15 protein-coding genes are annotated in these 17075 nt (G+C 64.7%); 11 read left to right on the top strand and 4 right to left on the bottom strand.

What is annotated here, in order from left to right; genetic code table 11:
* The first annotated feature begins 43 nt into the window (after nt 1–43).
* Nucleotides 44–1792, top strand: a complete 1749-nt coding sequence (locus FJZ36_07545; GenBank protein MBM3214750.1) for an acyl-CoA thioesterase — start codon at nt 44–46, stop codon at nt 1790–1792.
* On the opposite strand, the gene FJZ36_07550 is transcribed toward FJZ36_07545, so the two are convergent.
* The 3 genes from FJZ36_07550 to FJZ36_07560 all read right to left on the bottom strand — a co-directional run bounded on the left by FJZ36_07550 (nt 1789) and on the right by FJZ36_07560 (nt 4399).
* Nucleotides 1789–2616, bottom strand: a complete 828-nt coding sequence (locus FJZ36_07550; protein MBM3214751.1) for a sugar phosphate isomerase/epimerase — start codon at nt 2614–2616, stop codon at nt 1789–1791. The genes FJZ36_07545 and FJZ36_07550 overlap by 4 nt on opposite strands.
* 12 nt (nt 2617–2628) lie before the next feature.
* A complete protein-coding gene (locus FJZ36_07555; GenBank protein MBM3214752.1) occupies nt 2629–3573 on the bottom strand; it encodes a hypothetical protein in 945 nt (314 codons plus the stop codon).
* Nucleotides 3574–3646: 73 nt separating this feature from the next.
* The gene (locus tag FJZ36_07560) at nt 3647–4399 is read right to left on the bottom strand and encodes a sulfite exporter TauE/SafE family protein (GenBank protein ID MBM3214753.1); all 753 of its coding nucleotides are present in this window, start codon (nt 4397–4399) and stop codon (nt 3647–3649) included.
* A gap of 162 nt (nt 4400–4561) precedes the next feature.
* Here FJZ36_07560 and FJZ36_07565 point away from each other — a divergent pair, with 162 nt between their 5' ends.
* The 10 genes from FJZ36_07565 to FJZ36_07610 all read left to right on the top strand — a co-directional run bounded on the left by FJZ36_07565 (nt 4562) and on the right by FJZ36_07610 (nt 15850).
* Nucleotides 4562–4822, top strand: a complete 261-nt coding sequence (locus FJZ36_07565) for a hypothetical protein (GenBank protein MBM3214754.1) — start codon at nt 4562–4564, stop codon at nt 4820–4822.
* Nucleotides 4819–5307 (top strand): DUF2203 family protein, encoded by a 489-nt coding sequence (locus FJZ36_07570; protein ID MBM3214755.1) that lies wholly within the window; start codon nt 4819–4821, stop codon nt 5305–5307. Before FJZ36_07565 ends, FJZ36_07570 begins: the two co-directional genes overlap by 4 nt.
* 4 nt (nt 5308–5311) lie before the next feature.
* Nucleotides 5312–6355, top strand: coding sequence for a biotin synthase BioB (bioB, locus tag FJZ36_07575; GenBank protein ID MBM3214756.1), 1044 nt, complete (start codon nt 5312–5314; stop codon nt 6353–6355).
* A gap of 146 nt (nt 6356–6501) precedes the next feature.
* Complete coding sequence (locus FJZ36_07580; GenBank protein ID MBM3214757.1) at nt 6502–7572, top strand: hypothetical protein; 1071 nt, start codon at nt 6502–6504, stop codon at nt 7570–7572.
* Between the two features lie 10 nt (nt 7573–7582).
* Nucleotides 7583–8773, top strand: a complete 1191-nt coding sequence (locus tag FJZ36_07585; GenBank protein ID MBM3214758.1) for a pyridoxal phosphate-dependent aminotransferase — start codon at nt 7583–7585, stop codon at nt 8771–8773.
* A gap of 56 nt (nt 8774–8829) precedes the next feature.
* Nucleotides 8830–9756 carry a homoserine kinase gene (locus tag FJZ36_07590; protein ID MBM3214759.1) on the top strand — a complete coding sequence of 309 codons (927 nt, stop codon included), beginning with the start codon at nt 8830–8832 and terminating at the stop codon, nt 9754–9756.
* Nucleotides 9757–9873: 117 nt separating this feature from the next.
* The gene (locus tag FJZ36_07595; protein MBM3214760.1) at nt 9874–12663 is read left to right on the top strand and encodes a cation-transporting P-type ATPase; all 2790 of its coding nucleotides are present in this window, start codon (nt 9874–9876) and stop codon (nt 12661–12663) included.
* A gap of 132 nt (nt 12664–12795) precedes the next feature.
* Nucleotides 12796–14013, top strand: a complete 1218-nt coding sequence (locus FJZ36_07600; protein ID MBM3214761.1) for a Gfo/Idh/MocA family oxidoreductase — start codon at nt 12796–12798, stop codon at nt 14011–14013.
* Between the two features lie 24 nt (nt 14014–14037).
* Nucleotides 14038–14775, top strand: a complete 738-nt coding sequence (locus FJZ36_07605; protein ID MBM3214762.1) for a phytanoyl-CoA dioxygenase family protein — start codon at nt 14038–14040, stop codon at nt 14773–14775.
* Nucleotides 14776–14812: 37 nt separating this feature from the next.
* On the top strand, nt 14813–15850 hold the full coding sequence (locus tag FJZ36_07610; protein MBM3214763.1) for a glycoside hydrolase family 5 protein: 1038 nt from the start codon (nt 14813–14815) through the stop codon (nt 15848–15850).
* Nucleotides 15851–15898: 48 nt separating this feature from the next.
* On the opposite strand, the gene FJZ36_07615 is transcribed toward FJZ36_07610, so the two are convergent.
* The gene (locus tag FJZ36_07615) at nt 15899–16702 is read right to left on the bottom strand and encodes a phytanoyl-CoA dioxygenase family protein (protein ID MBM3214764.1); all 804 of its coding nucleotides are present in this window, start codon (nt 16700–16702) and stop codon (nt 15899–15901) included.
* Nucleotides 16703–17075 lie beyond the last annotated feature (373 nt).

The following is a 17075-nucleotide window of genomic DNA, read 5'->3' on the forward strand; positions in this document are numbered from 1 at the left end:
TGAGTCTTCGCGAGCACCGATTCACGGACTACTTCGCGAACCGATGGCTCTGGCTCGGGTTCGTCATCCCGTGCGTCATCCAGTCGTGGAACAGCGTCCAGTTCCACGTGCCGTCGCTGCCGTATATCCCCGTGAAGCCGTTCGACGTCGGATACCTGTTCCGCGACCGACCGTGGAACGCCGTCGGATGGGTTCCCGTCGGGTTCCACCCGTCGGTGATCGGGCTGACGTTCTTCATCCCGCTGGACGTGTCGTTCAGTTGTTGGGCGTTCTACGTATTGCGCAAGCTCCAAGACGTGTTCGCCTCGGCGGCGGGGCTTCGCGGATACGTCGCAGGCATCCGGTTCCCAGGTCACGCGGAGCAGGGAGCCGGCGCGTGGCTGGGGCTTTCGGCGATCGCTCTGTGGCTGAGCCGCAGCCATCTGCGCGCCGTGTGGCGCATGGCACTCGGCAGGAACCGCGCAGCGGACGACGACGAGCCGATGCCGTACCGCCTTGCGTCAGCGGGCTTCGCGGCGGGCATGGTGCTTCTGTGCGGCTTCGCGGTTGCGGCGGGCATCCGGTTGTGGGTAGCTGTCGCGTTCTTCGGGCTCTACGTCGTCTACATGCTCGCCTTGACACGCATCCGCAGCGAGGGCGGGGTCATCTGGCACTTCGGACCCTGGCGGAACCCGGCGGAGCTCCTCGTCGACGCGGTCGGTTCGCGACGGATCGGTCCCGCGAGCCTGGTTCCGCTGACCGTTCTCCAATGGTTCAATCTGGACTATCGCTGCGCGCCGATGCCTCACCAGTTGGAGGGAATGCACATCGGCAGACGAGCGCGTCTGCCGCTCCGACAGTTCACCGGGGTCATGCTCCTGGCGATGGGTCTCGGCATCGTGTTCAGCTTGTGGACGGTGCTCCATATGTACTACGCGAAGGGAGCCGGCACGCCCAACGTGAACCCCTGGCGGATGCAGATGGGGCTGATTCCGTACCGATGGCTGCGCGGATGGCTCGACAACCCCTCGGGCGCGGATGCCGCGAGTATGGGAACCGTCGGGCTCGGGTTCGCCGCCGTGACGTTCCTGAGCTTCATGCACCTCCGATTCGTGTCGTGGGCCCTGCATCCCATCGGGTACGCGGTGGGTACCACGTTCATCATCGACCTGATCTGGATGCCGATGTTCGTCTCGTGGGCGCTGAAGGTGATCGTGTTGCGCGTCGGCGGCATCCGGGCATATCGAAAGGCGCTGCCCTTCTTCATCGGTCTGCTGCTTGGCGATTACGTGATCGCCTGCCTGTGGAGCATCGCTGGCGTGATCCTGGACATACCGATGTATCGCGTGTTCCCCAACTGAGGTTGCGAGACATGCACGGTTCCGAGCGCGGGTTCGTCACACGGTTGATCGTCCGGTCGTACGAAGCGGACGGCTTCGGACACGTGAACAACGCGATCTACGTGCAATATTTGGAGGCGGCACGGGGAGACCTGGTTCGCGCCATGGGACACGGCTACGCCATGTTCCACGAGTGGGGCGCATGCCCTGTCGTCCGGCGTCTGCAAGTGGAGTACGTCACCCCAGCGCGCGTCGACGACGAGCTCGAAATCGAGATCGGCGTTGTCGAGCTCCGGCGGACGCAGTTCGAGCTCTGCTACGAGCTGCGCAATCGTCAGACGGGACAGGTCGTCGCCACGGCGCGCACGCTGCACGCGTTCGTCAACCCGGCTAGTGCGGTCGTGCGGGTGCCCGAGCCCTTCGCGAGGACGTTGGCGCACTACCGCGTCGGCGAGTCCACGCGCTCGACCTAGGACGACGCTTGGGAACCGGCGATCTGCTCCTCGAAGTGGGTGAAGAGCCTGCCCACCTCGTCGATCATCCGCGCGTAGTCGGCACGTCCCCACGGAGCCGCTTCGATGGTGACGGCGTCATCGAAGTCCATCGTGCGGAAGATGCGGAGGAAGTGCTCCCAGTTCGTCGTGCCGTATGGCGGCTGATAGTGGTTGTCGCGTACGCCGTCGTTGTCGTGGATGTGGAAGGTGATGATCCGGTCTTTGACCGCCTCGAAGACGCCGCGCAATGCGCCGTTGACGTGCGCGTGACCGGAGTCGAAGCAGATGCCGATGGAATCGGATCCGACGGCGTCCAGCGTGGCGATGAGCTCTTCGCCGGTCGTCCCAGGGTGTTTCGGCAGCATGTTCTCCAGGGCGAGTCGGACGCCCGTGCTCTCGGCGGCAGGCGCGAGCTGAGCGAGGCTCTCGATGAGCCATTCGCGCATCTCTGGAACCCGCCCCGGGGCTTCGTCGGTGCCCGGGTGGACGACGATGCAGTACGTCCCCAGCGCAGCGGACTTCTCGATGAAGCGCCAGTGCACCTCTACCGCCTTGGTCCGCGCCGCTGGATCTGGGGATGACAGGTTGCAGTCGTTGCCGAACGGCGCATGGGTCGACCGAATGCGCACTCCCTCTCCGGCGAAAGTGTCAGCAATCTCTCGCAGACGTGCCGCATCCGTGCTGAGAATGAAATCCGGCGGGCCCGTCTCGATGGCTCGAACCCCTTGGCGGCTCAGATCGCACGCCGACTGCTTCGGCTGACCCAGACCCCCGGCACACACGGCAAACTCGACGGAACGCATCTTATCTCCTTGCTAGCGAAGCGTCGGGCGCGAGCTACGCGCCACGTGCACGTAGCGGACAAAGCCCGTGTACTTGGGAACACGATACACGCGGATGTCTTCGTATCCGGCGTCCGCCAACCAGCCGGTGATGTCGGCAAGCGCGACGAACGCCGCTCGCGGAGCCGTTCGCGCGCAGTTGGCGATGATCTCGCGGAGCATGCCCTCCGGCGCGACGAGGTTCCTGCCATAGGGCAGGTCGGTCGCGACCGCATCGGCGGCGTGTCGGGCAGCGCGGGCGTCGGCCAGGGCGATCTCGCCCTCGTAGCCGAAGTGCGCCAGGTTGGCGCGTGTCATCCCGACCATGCGCGGGTTCCAGTCCGAACCGATGGCAAGAGCGCCGATGGCGCACGCCTCCAAAAGGAGGGAACCGGTTCCCGAGCAGGGATCGACGACGGTGTCGCCCGGGCCCGCCACGACGTTCACAACGGCTCGGGCGAGCCGCGACGGGAGCGAACTCGACGTGCGATAGGGCTTGGCGTCGTGGCGTTCGTAGGACCGATCTGGCTCGGAGCGCACAGCTCCCAGCAGCACGCAGCCTTGACGAGAGACGAGGAGGAAGCGGCTCTTCGGGTCGCGCAGGTTCGGGTAGAACCCCTCGAACGCGTCTGCTGCGGCGATGACGTCTTCGCGCGTGAGCCGGCGTTCGGTTCCGGGCAACGTCACCGCGTCGATGCGGAACTCCGAGGCTCCCGCTCTGGCGCGTCGAACCCGATTCAGAAGCCCATCGAATGTGTCATCGGACGCGACGACATCGGCGGCGACGCGCAGGTATGCCGCTCGCGCGATATCGACGCTGCCATGCGACGAGGCGAATCCGTCGGCGTCCGGCTCGCATCGGGCGAGTGACGCACACTCGGCGCGCAGCAGCTCGTTGCCGTGCTCGCGGACTGAGAGGACAAACGCCGGCTTCGTCATAGCGATCCGTTCACGCGGGCGAGGATCAGCAACCGGATTCCTGCGACCGCCATCCCCACCGCCAGCAGCCGGATCAGCAGCGTGCCCTGCATCGTCCAGACAGGCGAGCCCCGATCTGGGCTCCTGCGATCACGCCGATTCCGAGCATGGCGGCGCGACGGACGCCGACGTAGAAATGTCCGCTCGCAACGTGAACACTCGTCGCCGCAAGCGCCGTGACGGAGAGCACGAACTGGGACATCGCCGTGGCGACGTGGGGCGGGATGCCGAGCACAGTCGTCAGCGCCGGGACGTGGATGCTGCCGCCGCCGATCCCAATCAGGCTCGGAAGGTACGTGACCGCGGCGCTGACACCTGCGCCAAACCAGCGGTTGAAGGAGTAGCTGTACGTCACACCGTTGGCATCGACGAAGGTGCGGTTCCACTGTCCGCCGGATGTCGTCGGGTCATGGTGGATCCGCGCCTTCGGGAACGCGAAGAGCAGCGTGCCGATGCCCGTCAGCACGACGCCGATGACGACGTCGTACTGCTCCCGCGATAGCAGACGCGTCGAGAACGCGCCCAGAACCGCAGACGGCAGACCAGCGAGCGCGAGCCATATCGCGGCTCGCAGGTCGATGCGTCGCTGGCGGAAGTACGCGACCGTACCCGAAGCGCTGTTGAGGCTCACGACGGCGAGCGAGATGCTGGCGACGACGCTCGGTTCCAGATCGAGATACAGGAAGAGGAGGATCGGAACGAGGATGAACCCGCCGCCCGCGCCGACGAGTGTGCCATAGGCTCCGACAACGAGCCCGATCGGGATGAGATAGATGCGTGACAGCATGAAGTGCGAGTCGCCTCAGTGGGCGATAGTACCCTGCGACCCGCTGAGCGACAAGGGTCCGCGACGGACGCAAATGGCGCGTCATGACGCCGCCGTGCTTGACGGGCTCTCTGCCAGTGCCTACAATCAGGGCGACTTGGCTGCTGCGCGAGGAGAAGTCCGATGTTTGCCAGCCTGATCGACGATACAGCGGCGTTCCTGCTGTCGCACCTTCCCCAGGACGTGGTTTCGCATTTCGCCACCGCTCGCCGCGAGGCGCTTCGGGGCATCCGAGCGTGCGTCGACGCCTGCATCTCCGACAAGATTGCGCGCATCGACCGCGTCGAAGCCCAGGCGTCCAAACGGCGTGACTCAGGTGCGACGGATCGCAGCGCCGGACCCAAGATGACCATCGAGGAAGACGAGCCCACCGAGTCCTCATGACTCCAGCACTGGACGGGCGCTGCCCAATGCGACGACCGGACGGCATGCGGCAACGACTCGGCAGTGGGCTGCGTCGGTTCTTCACTCTCGACGATGCGAACCGCATGATCCCGATGCTCGAGGCGTGGCTTGCCGACATGCGGTCGACGTGGGCGTCCATGTCGGCTCTCGAGGAGCCGGTCAAGGCTGTCGTCCACCATGCGCATCTGGACGCCGGCAGCCGCGATGCCGGTCGGTTCCTATGCTTGTCCAGCCGTTTGCGCTCCCTGCAGCGGCAGATCGAGCACGAGGGCATCCTGCTTCGGGACATCGAAATCGGGTTGGTGGACTTCCCGTCGATGCGACTGGATCGCGAGATCCACCTGTGCTGGAAGTCCGGCGAGCCGGAAGTCCGCCATTGGCATGACGTAGACGCCGGGTACGCGAACCGACGACCGATCGATGAACTCGCCGAGGCAGACGACGGCGCGTCCGACGAGGTGTAACCCCATGCAGCGACCCCGTACAAGCGCCGCCCCGACCCGCGCCACAGAGCTCGACCTCGCCGCTCTCGTCGACAAGCTCGGTATGCGAGTCTTGGACGGCGACCCCTTGGGCTTCGAAGACGCGCTCCGCCTCGTCGACTTGGACCTGTCCCTCTTGCCGCACCTCATGTCGTGGGCGGATCGAATCCGGCGCCACTTCCGAGGCGACGAGATCCACCTCTGTTCGATCGTGAACGCCAAGTCCGGCGGCTGTACCGAGGATTGTTCGTTCTGCGCTCAATCAGCCCGACACCAGACACAGATCAGCGTGTATCCGTTCCTAGCGACGGACGAGGTTCTGGAAGCAGCGCGCGAAGCGCACGGACGCCATGCGCAGGCGCTTGGACTAGTCGCTGCATGGCGGGGCTTGCGCGAGGGCCCGATGTTGGAGCGCGTGCTGGAGCGCGTGCGCGAGCTCACCGCCAGCGGAACCGTGCGAGCGGACGCGTCTCTGGGGATCATCGAGAGCGAGTCCGTGGCACATCGGCTGAGAGAAGCCGGGCTCGTCGCCTACAACCACAACCTGGAGGCGGCGAAGAGCTACTATCCGAAGGTGTGCTCCACACACACGTACGAGGAGCGTGTCCAGACCATCCGCCACCTGAAGGCGGCGGGTCTGCGGGTGTGCTCAGGAGGCATCATCGGTCTGGGGGAGACGCCTCGACAGCGAGTCGAGCTAGCGTTCGAGCTCCGAGAACTGGACGTGGACATCGTGCCGATCAACTTCCTGAATCCGATTGCCGGAACTCCGCTCGAGCACATGGACCCGCTGTCGCCTAGGGAGTGCCTGCGGACGATCTCGCTGTTCCGGTTCGTCCTTCCCGACAAGGAGATCATGATCGCTGGAGGGCGCGAGGTGAACCTTCGGGACCTGCAGAGCATGATGTTCATGGCGGGAGCGAGCGCGACGATGGTCGGACACTATCTCACGACATCGGGTCGTCGGGCAGAGGACGATCTGTCGATGATCTCCGATCTGGGGTTGTCTTGGGACTGGCACGAGGAGTGATGGCTCCGGCGCTGGGTTCGAGCATCGAAGCGATGTCTACCGGTAATGGGTGCGTGACGTTTGACTGGTACGTCGGTCGCGGGAGCCTCTGGCGGCCGTCACGGTGCGCGACGAAGCGGCTCTGACCGCAACGGGCCGCGATTGCCATGGGCAGAATGGATCGCACGACGAAGGAGAAACACATGACCCGGTGTAGGCGGGATCGGACGCGCGCTGCGAATGGAATCGCGCTGACGTTCGGCATGGCGCTGCTCGTCGGCATCACGCAGAGCGTGATGGGCCAGGTATCGTTCCAGCAATTGCGCGAGCCGAACACCGACATCTCATTCAACGCGATGTCGGTCGCCGCGCCGGGCACCATTGTGCTCGCCGGTGAGCAGGTCTTCGAGAACGAAAAGGGTGTCGTTTCGGTCAGCTCCGATCGCGGCAAGACGTGGGCTTTGGTCAAGGGTCTCACTCGCGGGCGCCTGCTGGGTGTCACGATGGTGGACGGTATGAACGGGTGGGCTGTAGGTGAGGGCGGCGCAGTGGTCGCCACGACGGACGGCGGCAAGAAGTGGACGTCTCAGACCAGCAAGGTTCTCGTCGATCTGTACGACGTCTTCTTCCTCAACCCGCGCAAAGGCTGGGCGGTCGGTGCGAACAGCACCGTCGTGACGACTTCGGATGGCGGGCGCACATGGCAGGTACTCGCCGGCGGGCAGCCCAGCGGTCAGGTTGGCGAAGGCGAAGTGATGCTGATGGGCGTGTCTTTCATCTCTGAGACGGTCGGGTTCGCCGCTGGAGCCGGGGAGACGGGCGTCATTCGGTCGACCACCGATGGCGGGAAGACCTGGAAGGTCGTCCACACAACCGAAGACGGGCTGTTCGACATCTCGTTCTCGAGCCCGCGCCAGGGATGGGCGGTTGGGAAGTTCGGCACGGTCATCATGACCTCGGACGGCGGGGCGACCTGGAAGGCGCAGCCCGGCGGCAGCGAAGAGGACCTGATCGGCGTCGAAGCCGGAGACGACAAGAACGTGTGGGCTTCCGGCGAGTACGGGGCGATTGCCTATACGACGAATGGCGGAACCAAGTGGAACTCCGTGTCGGTTCCAGTGACGATTGGCGGCAAGTCGAAGCCGCTGACGGCGAAGGTCAGCGACATCGCCGCCATCAAGAACGAAGCGTGGGCGATGACGGACTTCGGGCGAGTCATCTACTTCGTCGCCAAGTGACGGGGATCGCGTGACGGTTCAGCCACGCTCACCGGAACTCGCCGATCGGATAGCGCGGCTCGGTACGGAGTCAGCCTTCCTCGTATTGAGCCGCGCCCAAGCGCTCGAGGCGTCCGGCAGGTCGGTCGTGCATCTGGAGATCGGTCAGCCGGACTTCCCTACCCCCGAACACATCTGTGACGCCGCCATTCGCGCTATCCGCGATGGAGCGACCGGCTACTCGGCTACGGAGGGTATCCGCCCATTGCGAGAGGCGGTCGCTGAGCAGATCTCCGCGTCGCGCGGCGTCGAGGTCTCGCCCGAAGAGGTAGCCGTCACGCCTGGGGCGAAGCCACTTCTGTTCTTCGCTGCGCTCGCCTGCGTACGTCCCGGCGACGAGGTGATCTACCCGGATCCTGGGTTCCCGATCTACGAATCGGTCATCCGGTTCGCCGGCGGGGTTCCAGTGCCGCTGCCGCTGTGCCCGGAGCTCGGCTTCGGCTTCCAGGAAGAGGAGTTGCGACGTCGGGTATCGCCCAAGACACGGATGTGCATCCTGAACTCGCCGCAGAACCCAACGGGCGGCACGCTCCGCCAGGAGGATGTTCGACTGATCTGCGAGCTCTCCGCAGAGCACGGGTTCTGGGTGCTCGCGGACGAAGTGTACTCAGAGCTGGTCTATTCCGGTTCCCATGTGAGCCCTCTGAGCCACGACGGGATGCGCGACCGGACGATCCTCGTGGATGGAGCCAGCAAGACGTTCGCGATGACCGGCTGGCGTCTCGGCTGGGGTGTCATGCCCAAGGCGGTCGTCGAAGCGGTCTCCCGACTGATGGTGAACTCCAACTCGTGCACGGCGACGTTCGTCCAACACGCCGGGATCGCCGCGTTGCGCGGACCACGGGAGCCCTTACGCCGGATGCTCGAGGAGTTCCGAGCTCGTCGCGACATGCTCATCGCTGGACTCAACGGCATCGACGGCATACGGTGCGGAAGTCCGAACGGTGCGTTCTACGCGTTCCCGGACGTTCGCGGAGTCTCCGACGATGATCGGGCGTTTGCCGAGTCTCTGCTGGCGGACCAGGGAGTGGCGACGCTGTGGGGATCATCCTTCGGCGCGCAGGGCAAGGGACACCTGCGGCTCTCCTATGCCACGCGGCGCGAGCAACTGGAACTCGGGCTCGCGGGCATCCGCAAGCACGTTGAGAAGCTGAAGGGCTAGCGCCCGGGTGCCAGCCGACGCGCCGTGTTCCGCCCGTTCGAGCGAAGGAGTGGTCGGTGTCAGTGAGCCATCCGAAGATCGTCGTTCAGGTTCCCGCCAGCACGTCGAACCTCGGGTCCGGCTTCGATACCCTCGGAATGGCGCTCCAGATCCATTCCCGATACACGTTTGCCGTATGGGATGGCGAAGGTCTCTGTCACATCACAGCTTCGGGCTTGAACTCGGACGAGATCCCGCGAGACAGCACGAACCTTGCCTACCGCGCCTACCGCTCGCTCTACGAGCTCGCGGGACTGGACCCCCCGCCGGTCGCCATTCACATCGTCAACGGAATCCCTCTCGAACGGGGTCTCGGTGGAAGCGCGTCGGCGATCCTCGCCGGACTGCTCGCGAGCAACGCGTGGGTCTCCGAGCCCGTGCCGATTCAGCAGGTGCTTCAGCTCGCCACACGCCTCGACGGCCATGCTGACAACGTCGCAGCATCGCTGTACGGCGGTCTCCGCGTCGCGTGCCGAGATGGCGAACGAGTCCATTCCCTCCCGGTGGAGTGCTCGGACGACCTGCAGATCGTGATCGCAATCCCGAAGGTTCGGGTTCCGACAGCGGCGGCGCGATCCGTGCTCCCGCCATCGATCCCCCTCCAAGACGCCGTCTTCAACATCGGCCGAGTCGCCCTCCTCGTGGCTGCGTTCGCCACGCGCGAGTACCGGCACCTGGCTGCCGGCATGGAAGACCGTGTCCATCAGACCTACCGCGAGGCACTTGTGCCGGAAATGCGCGAAGCCTTCACCGCCGCTCGAGAGGCTGGGGCATGGGCCGCTGCGCTGAGCGGATCGGGCCCGACGATCGCGGCATTCTGCATCGGCGCTGCCGAAGAGGTCGCCGAGGCGATGAGAAGTACCTTTGCACGGGCTCGGATCGATGCGACAATCCACATCACGACGATTGACTTTCGCGGCGCGAGCACGAAGGTCGCGGACTGATGGGTTCCTGAATCCCCGAGGGCGATCTCGTTTCGCAGGCGATCGACGTCGATGCCGTGATGATCGCGGGTTCGTTCGTCGATCCCGCTCCCAAGAGCCCGGCAACAGGAGCCCCGAATGTCCGCGCCGTGGTATGCGCAGGATATCCTCGCCATCGTTCGAGCTCTCAAGACGGATCTCAGGACCGGGCTGACCACGCTGGAGGCGGCTTCTCGCGCCCACGACTCCACGAATGCGGACGTGGCGATGGCGCAGCCGAAGCCCCTCTGGTCTGTGATCGTCGAGCAGGCGACGAACGCCCAAACCGCGTTGCTGGCGGCGGCGGGCGTGGGATCGGTGTTGGGGGGGCTCGCGACGGGAACACCCGCATACTGGCAAGGGATCGTCTGCCTCGTCGTGGGCATCGCGATGGTGGCTATCCGTGTATGGCTCCGCATTCGGATAGACCGGGACCTGTCGTTGATCCGCGCTGGAGTACGGCGGAAGGCGCGGGTTCTGCGCAACGGCGAGCCCGTCGATGTGGACCCGTTGGACATCGTCCTCGGAGACGTGCTCCGACTCCGCGCCGGGGACGCAGTTCCAGCCGACGCCCGCGTGTTCGCGTGCCAGGGCTTGTGCGTCAACCAGTCGCCTCTCACCGGTATCTCAGACCCGTCCGAGAAGACCTCGAGCACGTTGACCGGCGAGCTCTCGCCTCAAGAACAGACGAACATGCTGTTCGCGGGATCGTTCGTCCATTCGGGTACCGGCAGCGCCGTCGTGGTTGCCGTCGGTGACGAGAGAACGATCTGTCAGTTCTACGCCAACCGGCACGCCGAGTTTCCGCTCGTCGCGACCCACGACCACGTGGCGCGCGCCTATCCGAAGATCGCTTGGCTCGGAGCCGTCGGCGCGCTCATCCTGGCAGCGCTCGTGCATCGTGGCGTCTCGGCGAACGCCGGAGAGACGCTGCACGCTGCCAGTGTCGCTGTCGCGTTTGTCTTGGCGGTGCTCCCTGCGCAATCCGAACTGCTGACACTGCTGGTGTTCGCCAAGAGCCTCAAGGGATTGGTGCGGCTAGGAGCTTCCGTACAGGACCCGGAGATGCTGGAGTCGCTCGCGCTGACGACGACCGTGTGCTTCGACCCGCAGGGAGTCATCACGCGTGACGAGATGGCTGTTCATCGCGTGTTCGTCGACGGGCAGGTCTTCGACGGAAGCGCCGTACCCAGGCTCCTCGGAGCGGGAACAGAGATCGAACCCAACGAAGAATTGCTCCGGTATTCGATGCCCGATGTCGAGTACTCCGACGCGCCGGAGGACACGTCCGACGGTCCGACTGCGCCGCCGGACCTGTACCTCTTGCTCGTGAGCACGGCGATGTGCGCGCTCCACGCAGACGCGGGAGAAGACGGTCGGGAAGCGATGGAGCCACGCGTCAAGGACGCCCTCCTGCAACTGGCACGCAACGCCGGGATCGACGCATCGAGCTTCCGCGGCCTGATGCCCAAAGTCGCGGACTTGCCCTACGACTCGACGCGTCGCCGACAGAGCGTTCTCTTCCGCACCGAAGCAGATCGCGGATACCTGTTCGTCATCGGCAGCGTGGCGCCGATCCTGGAGCAGTCGAAGACGATCCGCCTCAACGACGAGGAAGACGTGCTCCAAGCCCGGCAGCGGGAGACCTTGTTCTACGTTCACGACGTCATGCGGTCGGACACGACCCACGTGGTCGGTGTCGCCTATCGACGGATCTTCGGCGATATCGACCATGCAGCGGAGAACATCGAACGGCTCGAGGACGGAGTGACCTTCCTGGGGATGATCGGGTTCTCCGATCCGCTTCGTGGCGATCTGCCCGAGGTGTTCGATGCGTGTTCGCGGGCTGGGATGCGTCTCGTCATGATGGCGGATGCGGAACCGCAGGTGGCTCGGCGCATCGCACGGGAGTGTGGTCTGCTGGATCATCGGTCACAGTTGCTGACAGGCGATCAGCTCAACCTGATGGAAGACGACGACCTGATGCCCATGGTGGACCGGGTCATCGTCTACTCCCAGTTGCGGGGCGACCAGAAGGCGCGTGTGACGTCGATCCTTCGACGCCGAGAGAACGACGTGGCGTTCATGGGCAGGAACATGTACGACATCCCGGCGTTGCGCCACGCCGACGTCAGCATCGCCCCTGCCCGGTTCAGCGCGGATGCCGCCGTCCACGAGGCTGGGATCGTCCTGGAAGATGCGACGCTCGGGGGTCTCTATCGCGTGCTCCGACTCGCCAAGGATGCGGGACGCGTCATTCGGCGGGTATCTCATTGGAGCCTGTCCGTGCACGCCGCGCTGGGATTCCTGCTCGCGATTGGCGCGGTGGTCGGGCTCTTTCTCGGCGGACCCAAGGTTCCGCTGGAGCTCTCGCAGCTCGTCTGGGCAGAGCTGCTCATCTTCGGCGTTCCGTTCTCGCTGGCTGCGGTGGGTATGCGGTTCCCTGAACCGACTCACTGGGCTACTGCGAACCGCAACGTGCCCAAGGGAATCGCCTGGCAGCACGTCGCGTCGCGAGGGCTGGTGCTCGCGCTGATGTCGCTCGCCGCGGGGATTGTCGTCTCGCGGTCGGTGCCGGCGGGACCGTCACGAGCCGCCGTTTATCAAGCAGCTTCGGCGTTTGTTCTGGTGTCTTCATCGCTCGTGCTGCTGCTGCGTGACCTCATTGGCAGGCGAGGACCCGGAGCCGAGTTCGCCAAAGCGAACCGCTGGCTCATCGCTGGGTCGGCGGTGTCGGCGTTCCTTGCGGCTGTGGTTCCGTTCACACCGATCGGTGGGCTCTTCGGCGCTCCTGGGAGCGAGACGCTGGCTCCGGCGACGTTCCGCGTGATGTGGGTGGTACTCGCGGCGTTACCGGTTGCTGCGTGGTTCATGCCTCAGCCGGAATGATCCGGTGACATTCCGGCGGATGCGATCTGCCCTCGAGCCGCTTGGACAGAGCCGCGAGACTGAGCTATGACCTAGTACAAACAGGTCCGTTTCCGGCGTCTGCGTGGTTGAGACCAGTCTCTCGAGCACGGAATGCCGGTCCCATCCGCGCGACGCAGGTCTGACGGCTCGACGCAGCGATTCGTACGGCGCGTGCTCGGACCGCGTGCACACATTTGCCGCAGCCCATTGGGCGCTCTCCTATTGGGCGCTCTGAGGAGACCTACCGTGAAACAGGTTAATGTCGGACTGATCGGCTCGCAGTTTATCTCTGACATTCACGCCCATTCGTTGCAGCGCGTTCCTCGGGCGAACATTCTGGCAGTCGCTTCACGCACGCCGTCGCATGTGGAGGCGTTCGCCAAGCGCTTCGATATCCCGCACGCGTACACCGACTACATGCGCATGCTCGAGATGCCTGAGATCGACGTCGTCGTGTTGGGTCTGCCAAACGACCTGCATTCCGAAGCCGCGCAGTATGCGGCAGAGGCTGGGAAGCACGTCATCTGCGAGAAGCCCCTCGCAGTCAACCTCGAACAAGCGGATGCGATGATCCGTACGTGCCGCAAGGCGAACGTCAAGCTCATGTATGCCGAGGAACTGTGCTTCACGCCGAAGTACGTCCGGCTGAAGACCCTGGTGGACGAGGGAGCCCTCGGCGACGTTTACATGATCAAGCAGTGCGAGAAGCACGACGGACCCCACTCTCCCTGGTTCTGGGACGTCTCCCGATCCGGCGGTGGCGTGACGCTCGACATGGGATGCCACGCGTTCCAGTTCTTCCGATGGATGTTGGGGAACCCGCCCGTGGAGAGCGTCTGGGCGGAGATGGGAACCTACGTCCATCGCGACAAGACACAGGGCGACGACAACGCGGTCATCGTGGTCAACTTCGCCAACGGCGTGTCCTGCGTGGCTGAGGAGAGTTGGGCGAAACCGGGCGGCATGGACGACACTGCCGAAGTCTACGGATCGGGCGGCGTCGCGTACGCCGACCTGCTGCACGGCAACTCGATCCGCACTTACAGCTCGCAGGGCTACGGATACGCCGTCGAGAAAGCCGGGAGCACCAAGGGCTGGTCGTTCACGATCTACGAGGAGGCGTGGAACTACGGCTTTCCGCAGGAGTTCGAGCACTTCATCGACTGCGTCGCAGACGACAAGGAGCCGCTCGTGACCGGAGACGATGGCAGAGCGGTTCTCGAGATCATCTTTGCCGCGTACGAATCCGCCGGAACCGGCAGGAAGGTCCAGTTCCCGTATACGACGAGCGCGAAGCGACCGATCGATCTTTGGCGTCCGTCCGCCTAGATGGACGCCGACTGGAGGTGAGGCGTGGGGAGGCTTCTGAGTCGCGACGAGATCGCCGCGTACGAGCGCGACGGCTACCTGGCGTTCGAGGGCTTGCTGTCTGACGCCGAGGTGGACGCGTTGCTCGAACGCGCTGGGAAGATCGTGGAGGAAGAGCGTTCGGGAGTCCGCGTCCAGGTCGAGCCGCGCGTCGCCAAGGGCGAGCTGGCTGCGGAATCGAGGTTGAAGTCGATCCGCAAGGTCGAAGGGTTGGTTGAGCACGACGATCTCTTCATGGGCTTCGCGCAGCATCCGAACATCCTGCCGCGCATCCGAGACCTGCTCGGCGACCGTATACGGATGTTCCGCGACGCGCTCATGATGAAGCCGCCGCGAGTCGGCTCTGAGAAGCCGTACCACCAAGACTCCGCCTACTGGCAGATCGAACCGATGAACCTGTGCTCAGTCTGGGCGGCGCTCGATGATGCGACGCTCGAGAACGGCTGTATGCGGGTCCTGCCGGGGAGCCATCGCCAGGGCGTCGTCGAACATCGTTCGATCCGCGACTTCCAGGTCGATGAGGGCTCGCTCGACCTGAGCTCCGAAGTCAGCGTGCCGCTGAGACGAGGCGGCGTGCTGTTCTTCCACAGCCTTCTGCTTCATGCGACGTCCGATAATCTCTCGGATCGCCCGCGTCGTGCGATGATCGTCAGCTACATGGGAGCCGATGCCCGCTTCACCGGTCCGAGCGACAAGGCGCCGCAGTACCTCCAGCTCGCTTAGGCGATTTCCCACCGCGTCGGCGTGGGTTCGAATCGCGGTGTGCGCCTTCGTCTTGCTGACGTCCTACGCCAGATCGGGGTCTGCAACCGTGCTCGAAGTCCACGATGGGTCGTTCGTCATCGATGGCGAACCGACTTTCCTGCTGGGAATCAGCTACTATGGCGGTCTTGGCGCTTCGGACGAGGTACTCGGTTCCGACCTCGACCGGATCGCCGCGTGCGGGTTCAACTGGCTGCGCGTGTGGGCGACGTGGACGGCGTTCGGCGAGGACGTTTCCGCGGTCAACGACGACGGATCGCCGCGCGAGCCGTATGTGAGCCGCCTCGTGCGCCTCGTCAACATGGCGGATGCGCGAGGCATGGTCGTCGACGTGACGCTGACGCGCGGTCTCAAGCGATCTGACGGTGAGTCGAGGCTGTGGGGAAAGCTCCCGGACTTCGCGGCGCATGAGCGTGCGGTCGAGACCATCACGGAGACGCTCCGCGACCGGCGCAACGTCTACATCGACCTGGCGAACGAGCGGAACGTCGGCGATGACCGGTTCGTGCCGATTTCGGAGCTAGCGGCTCTGCGCAAGATGGTCCGGTCAATAGACCCCGATCGTCTCGTGACGGCATCTCATGGCGGCGACATGATCGCCGAGGACGCTCGCGCATACATCGACGAGGTCGGCGTCGATCTGTTGACGCCGCACCGCGACCGCTACGCGGGGTCCCCTGGCGACACGCCCGCGCGTACGCGTGAGTACCTGTCCTGGATCACCGATGTCGGGCAAGATGTTGCCCTTCACTATCAGGAGCCCTTCCGACGGGGTTACGATCCGGGCCGGTGGAACCCAGTCGCTGCGGACTTCGTGCAGGACCTCGACGCAGCGTTCGACGCTGGCGCGGCGGGCTGGTGCTTCCACAACGGCGATACTCGCATGCCCGGAAGCGACGGCAGACCGCGTCGTTCCTTCGACCTGCGCGAGGGCTCGTTGTTCGACGGGCTGGATCGGGAGGAGCGGGCGTTCGTGGAGAGCTTGTCAGAATGGGTCCGCCGGCACGGCAGGCGCGCCGCAGGCAGAACTGAGTGAACGGGGCGCCGTACTCCTGACAGCGCCCCGTTCGCTAGAACCGACGCGTCAGGCGACCCGTCGGCGATTGTCGTAAACGACCGGGAACGAATCCCCTTCGAGGATCGCCCCCTTCGGCACGTTGACGAACTGCTCCATCGGGTGCCAGCCGATGGGTTCGTATCGCGTGTGTCCGGGCATGTAGTGGACGGCGATCGCCGGACGCGGCCGATCGGTTCTGTTCTGTGGGCTGCCGTGCCATGTCAGGCAGTGATGCAGGTGGCACTCGCCCTTCTTGACCGGTGCTGGGACCTTCTCGATGACGACATCGGGCGGCAACTGCGACGGATCGCGATGGATCGGCGTGAACTCATCGCGCGTTCCGAGGAACCGCTGCTGGTTCCCCCACTTGTGGCTTCCGGGAACCATCCACATGCAGCCGTTGTCGATGTTGGCGTCCTGCAGCGCAACCCAGCCCGAGATCAGATCCGCCGGCTGGATCGTGGGCCAGAGGGGATGGTCCTGATGCCAGCCTGTGGGTCCGCCTTCGCGCGGCGGCTTGAACTGCACTTGATCGTGCCAGATGCGGAGCACGTCGGTACGGCAGAGCTGTGCGACCGCCACCGTGATCTCGGGGCGGCGCGCCAGATCGAGGAACAGGTCGCTCGCTTCCCAGATGTTGACGATCTGGATGACAACGTTCGTGGGATCGTTGGTCAGATTCCGGTTCAGGACCGGCTTGCGGTCCGTCTGGTCGTGCATGACGCGGAGCATGTCGTCGTAGAGCCGATCGCACTCCTCGTCCGAGAAGACCTTCCCCAACTTGATGAAGCCGCGCTCATCGAACTCGCGGACCTGCGCGTCCGTCAGCATGTAGATACCCTCGCTTTGGTCGTATCCCTCACCGAAACGGGATCACGGGAACTGTAGCGTTCGATCTGTCCGTACACAAGCCAACCTCAGCAGTCGCCAGCGAGGTCGGCAAGGCTCTGACCTGCTCGGCTAAGTTGGGACAGTGGGTGCGACGAGGAGTATCCACCGTTGATAGGCGTCGCGACGGATGTTCTGCATCCGTTTGTGCGCGCGAGGGATCCGATGTTTCAGGAGGACTGGCCTGCTCCCGAAAAGTGAACCAGTTACAATGAGAGTCGTCCTTGCTGAAGGAGACTCTCGATGCCGAGGAAACGGCGAGCAGCAGACGAGATCATACGGCTGCTTCGGGAGGCGGAGATCGAGCTTGGGTCGG

The sequence above is a fragment of the Candidatus Poribacteria bacterium genome (assembly GCA_016866785.1).
Classification (GTDB): Bacteria; Poribacteria; WGA-4E.

What these genes read in the sequence shown, in the direction of transcription:
- FJZ36_07580 (MBM3214757.1), top strand. Translation starts at nt 6,502, where the DNA reads ATGGGCAGAATGGATCGCACGACGAAGGAGAAACACATGACCCGGTGT.
- FJZ36_07550 (MBM3214751.1), bottom strand. Translation starts at nt 2,616, where the DNA reads ATGCGTTCCGTCGAGTTTGCCGTGTGTGCCGGGGGTCTGGGTCAGCCG.
- FJZ36_07555 (MBM3214752.1), bottom strand. Translation starts at nt 3,573, where the DNA reads ATGACGAAGCCGGCGTTTGTCCTCTCAGTCCGCGAGCACGGCAACGAG.
- FJZ36_07570 (MBM3214755.1), top strand. Translation starts at nt 4,819, where the DNA reads ATGACTCCAGCACTGGACGGGCGCTGCCCAATGCGACGACCGGACGGC.
- FJZ36_07600 (MBM3214761.1), top strand. Translation starts at nt 12,796, where the DNA reads ATGCCGGTCCCATCCGCGCGACGCAGGTCTGACGGCTCGACGCAGCGA.
- FJZ36_07615 (MBM3214764.1), bottom strand. Translation starts at nt 16,702, where the DNA reads ATGCTGACGGACGCGCAGGTCCGCGAGTTCGATGAGCGCGGCTTCATC.
- FJZ36_07565 (MBM3214754.1), top strand. Translation starts at nt 4,562, where the DNA reads ATGTTTGCCAGCCTGATCGACGATACAGCGGCGTTCCTGCTGTCGCAC.
- FJZ36_07545 (MBM3214750.1), top strand. Translation starts at nt 44, where the DNA reads ATGGCTCTGGCTCGGGTTCGTCATCCCGTGCGTCATCCAGTCGTGGAA.
- FJZ36_07560 (MBM3214753.1), bottom strand. Translation starts at nt 4,399, where the DNA reads ATGCTGTCACGCATCTATCTCATCCCGATCGGGCTCGTTGTCGGAGCC.
- FJZ36_07595 (MBM3214760.1), top strand. Translation starts at nt 9,874, where the DNA reads ATGTCCGCGCCGTGGTATGCGCAGGATATCCTCGCCATCGTTCGAGCT.
- bioB (MBM3214756.1), top strand. Translation starts at nt 5,312, where the DNA reads ATGCAGCGACCCCGTACAAGCGCCGCCCCGACCCGCGCCACAGAGCTC.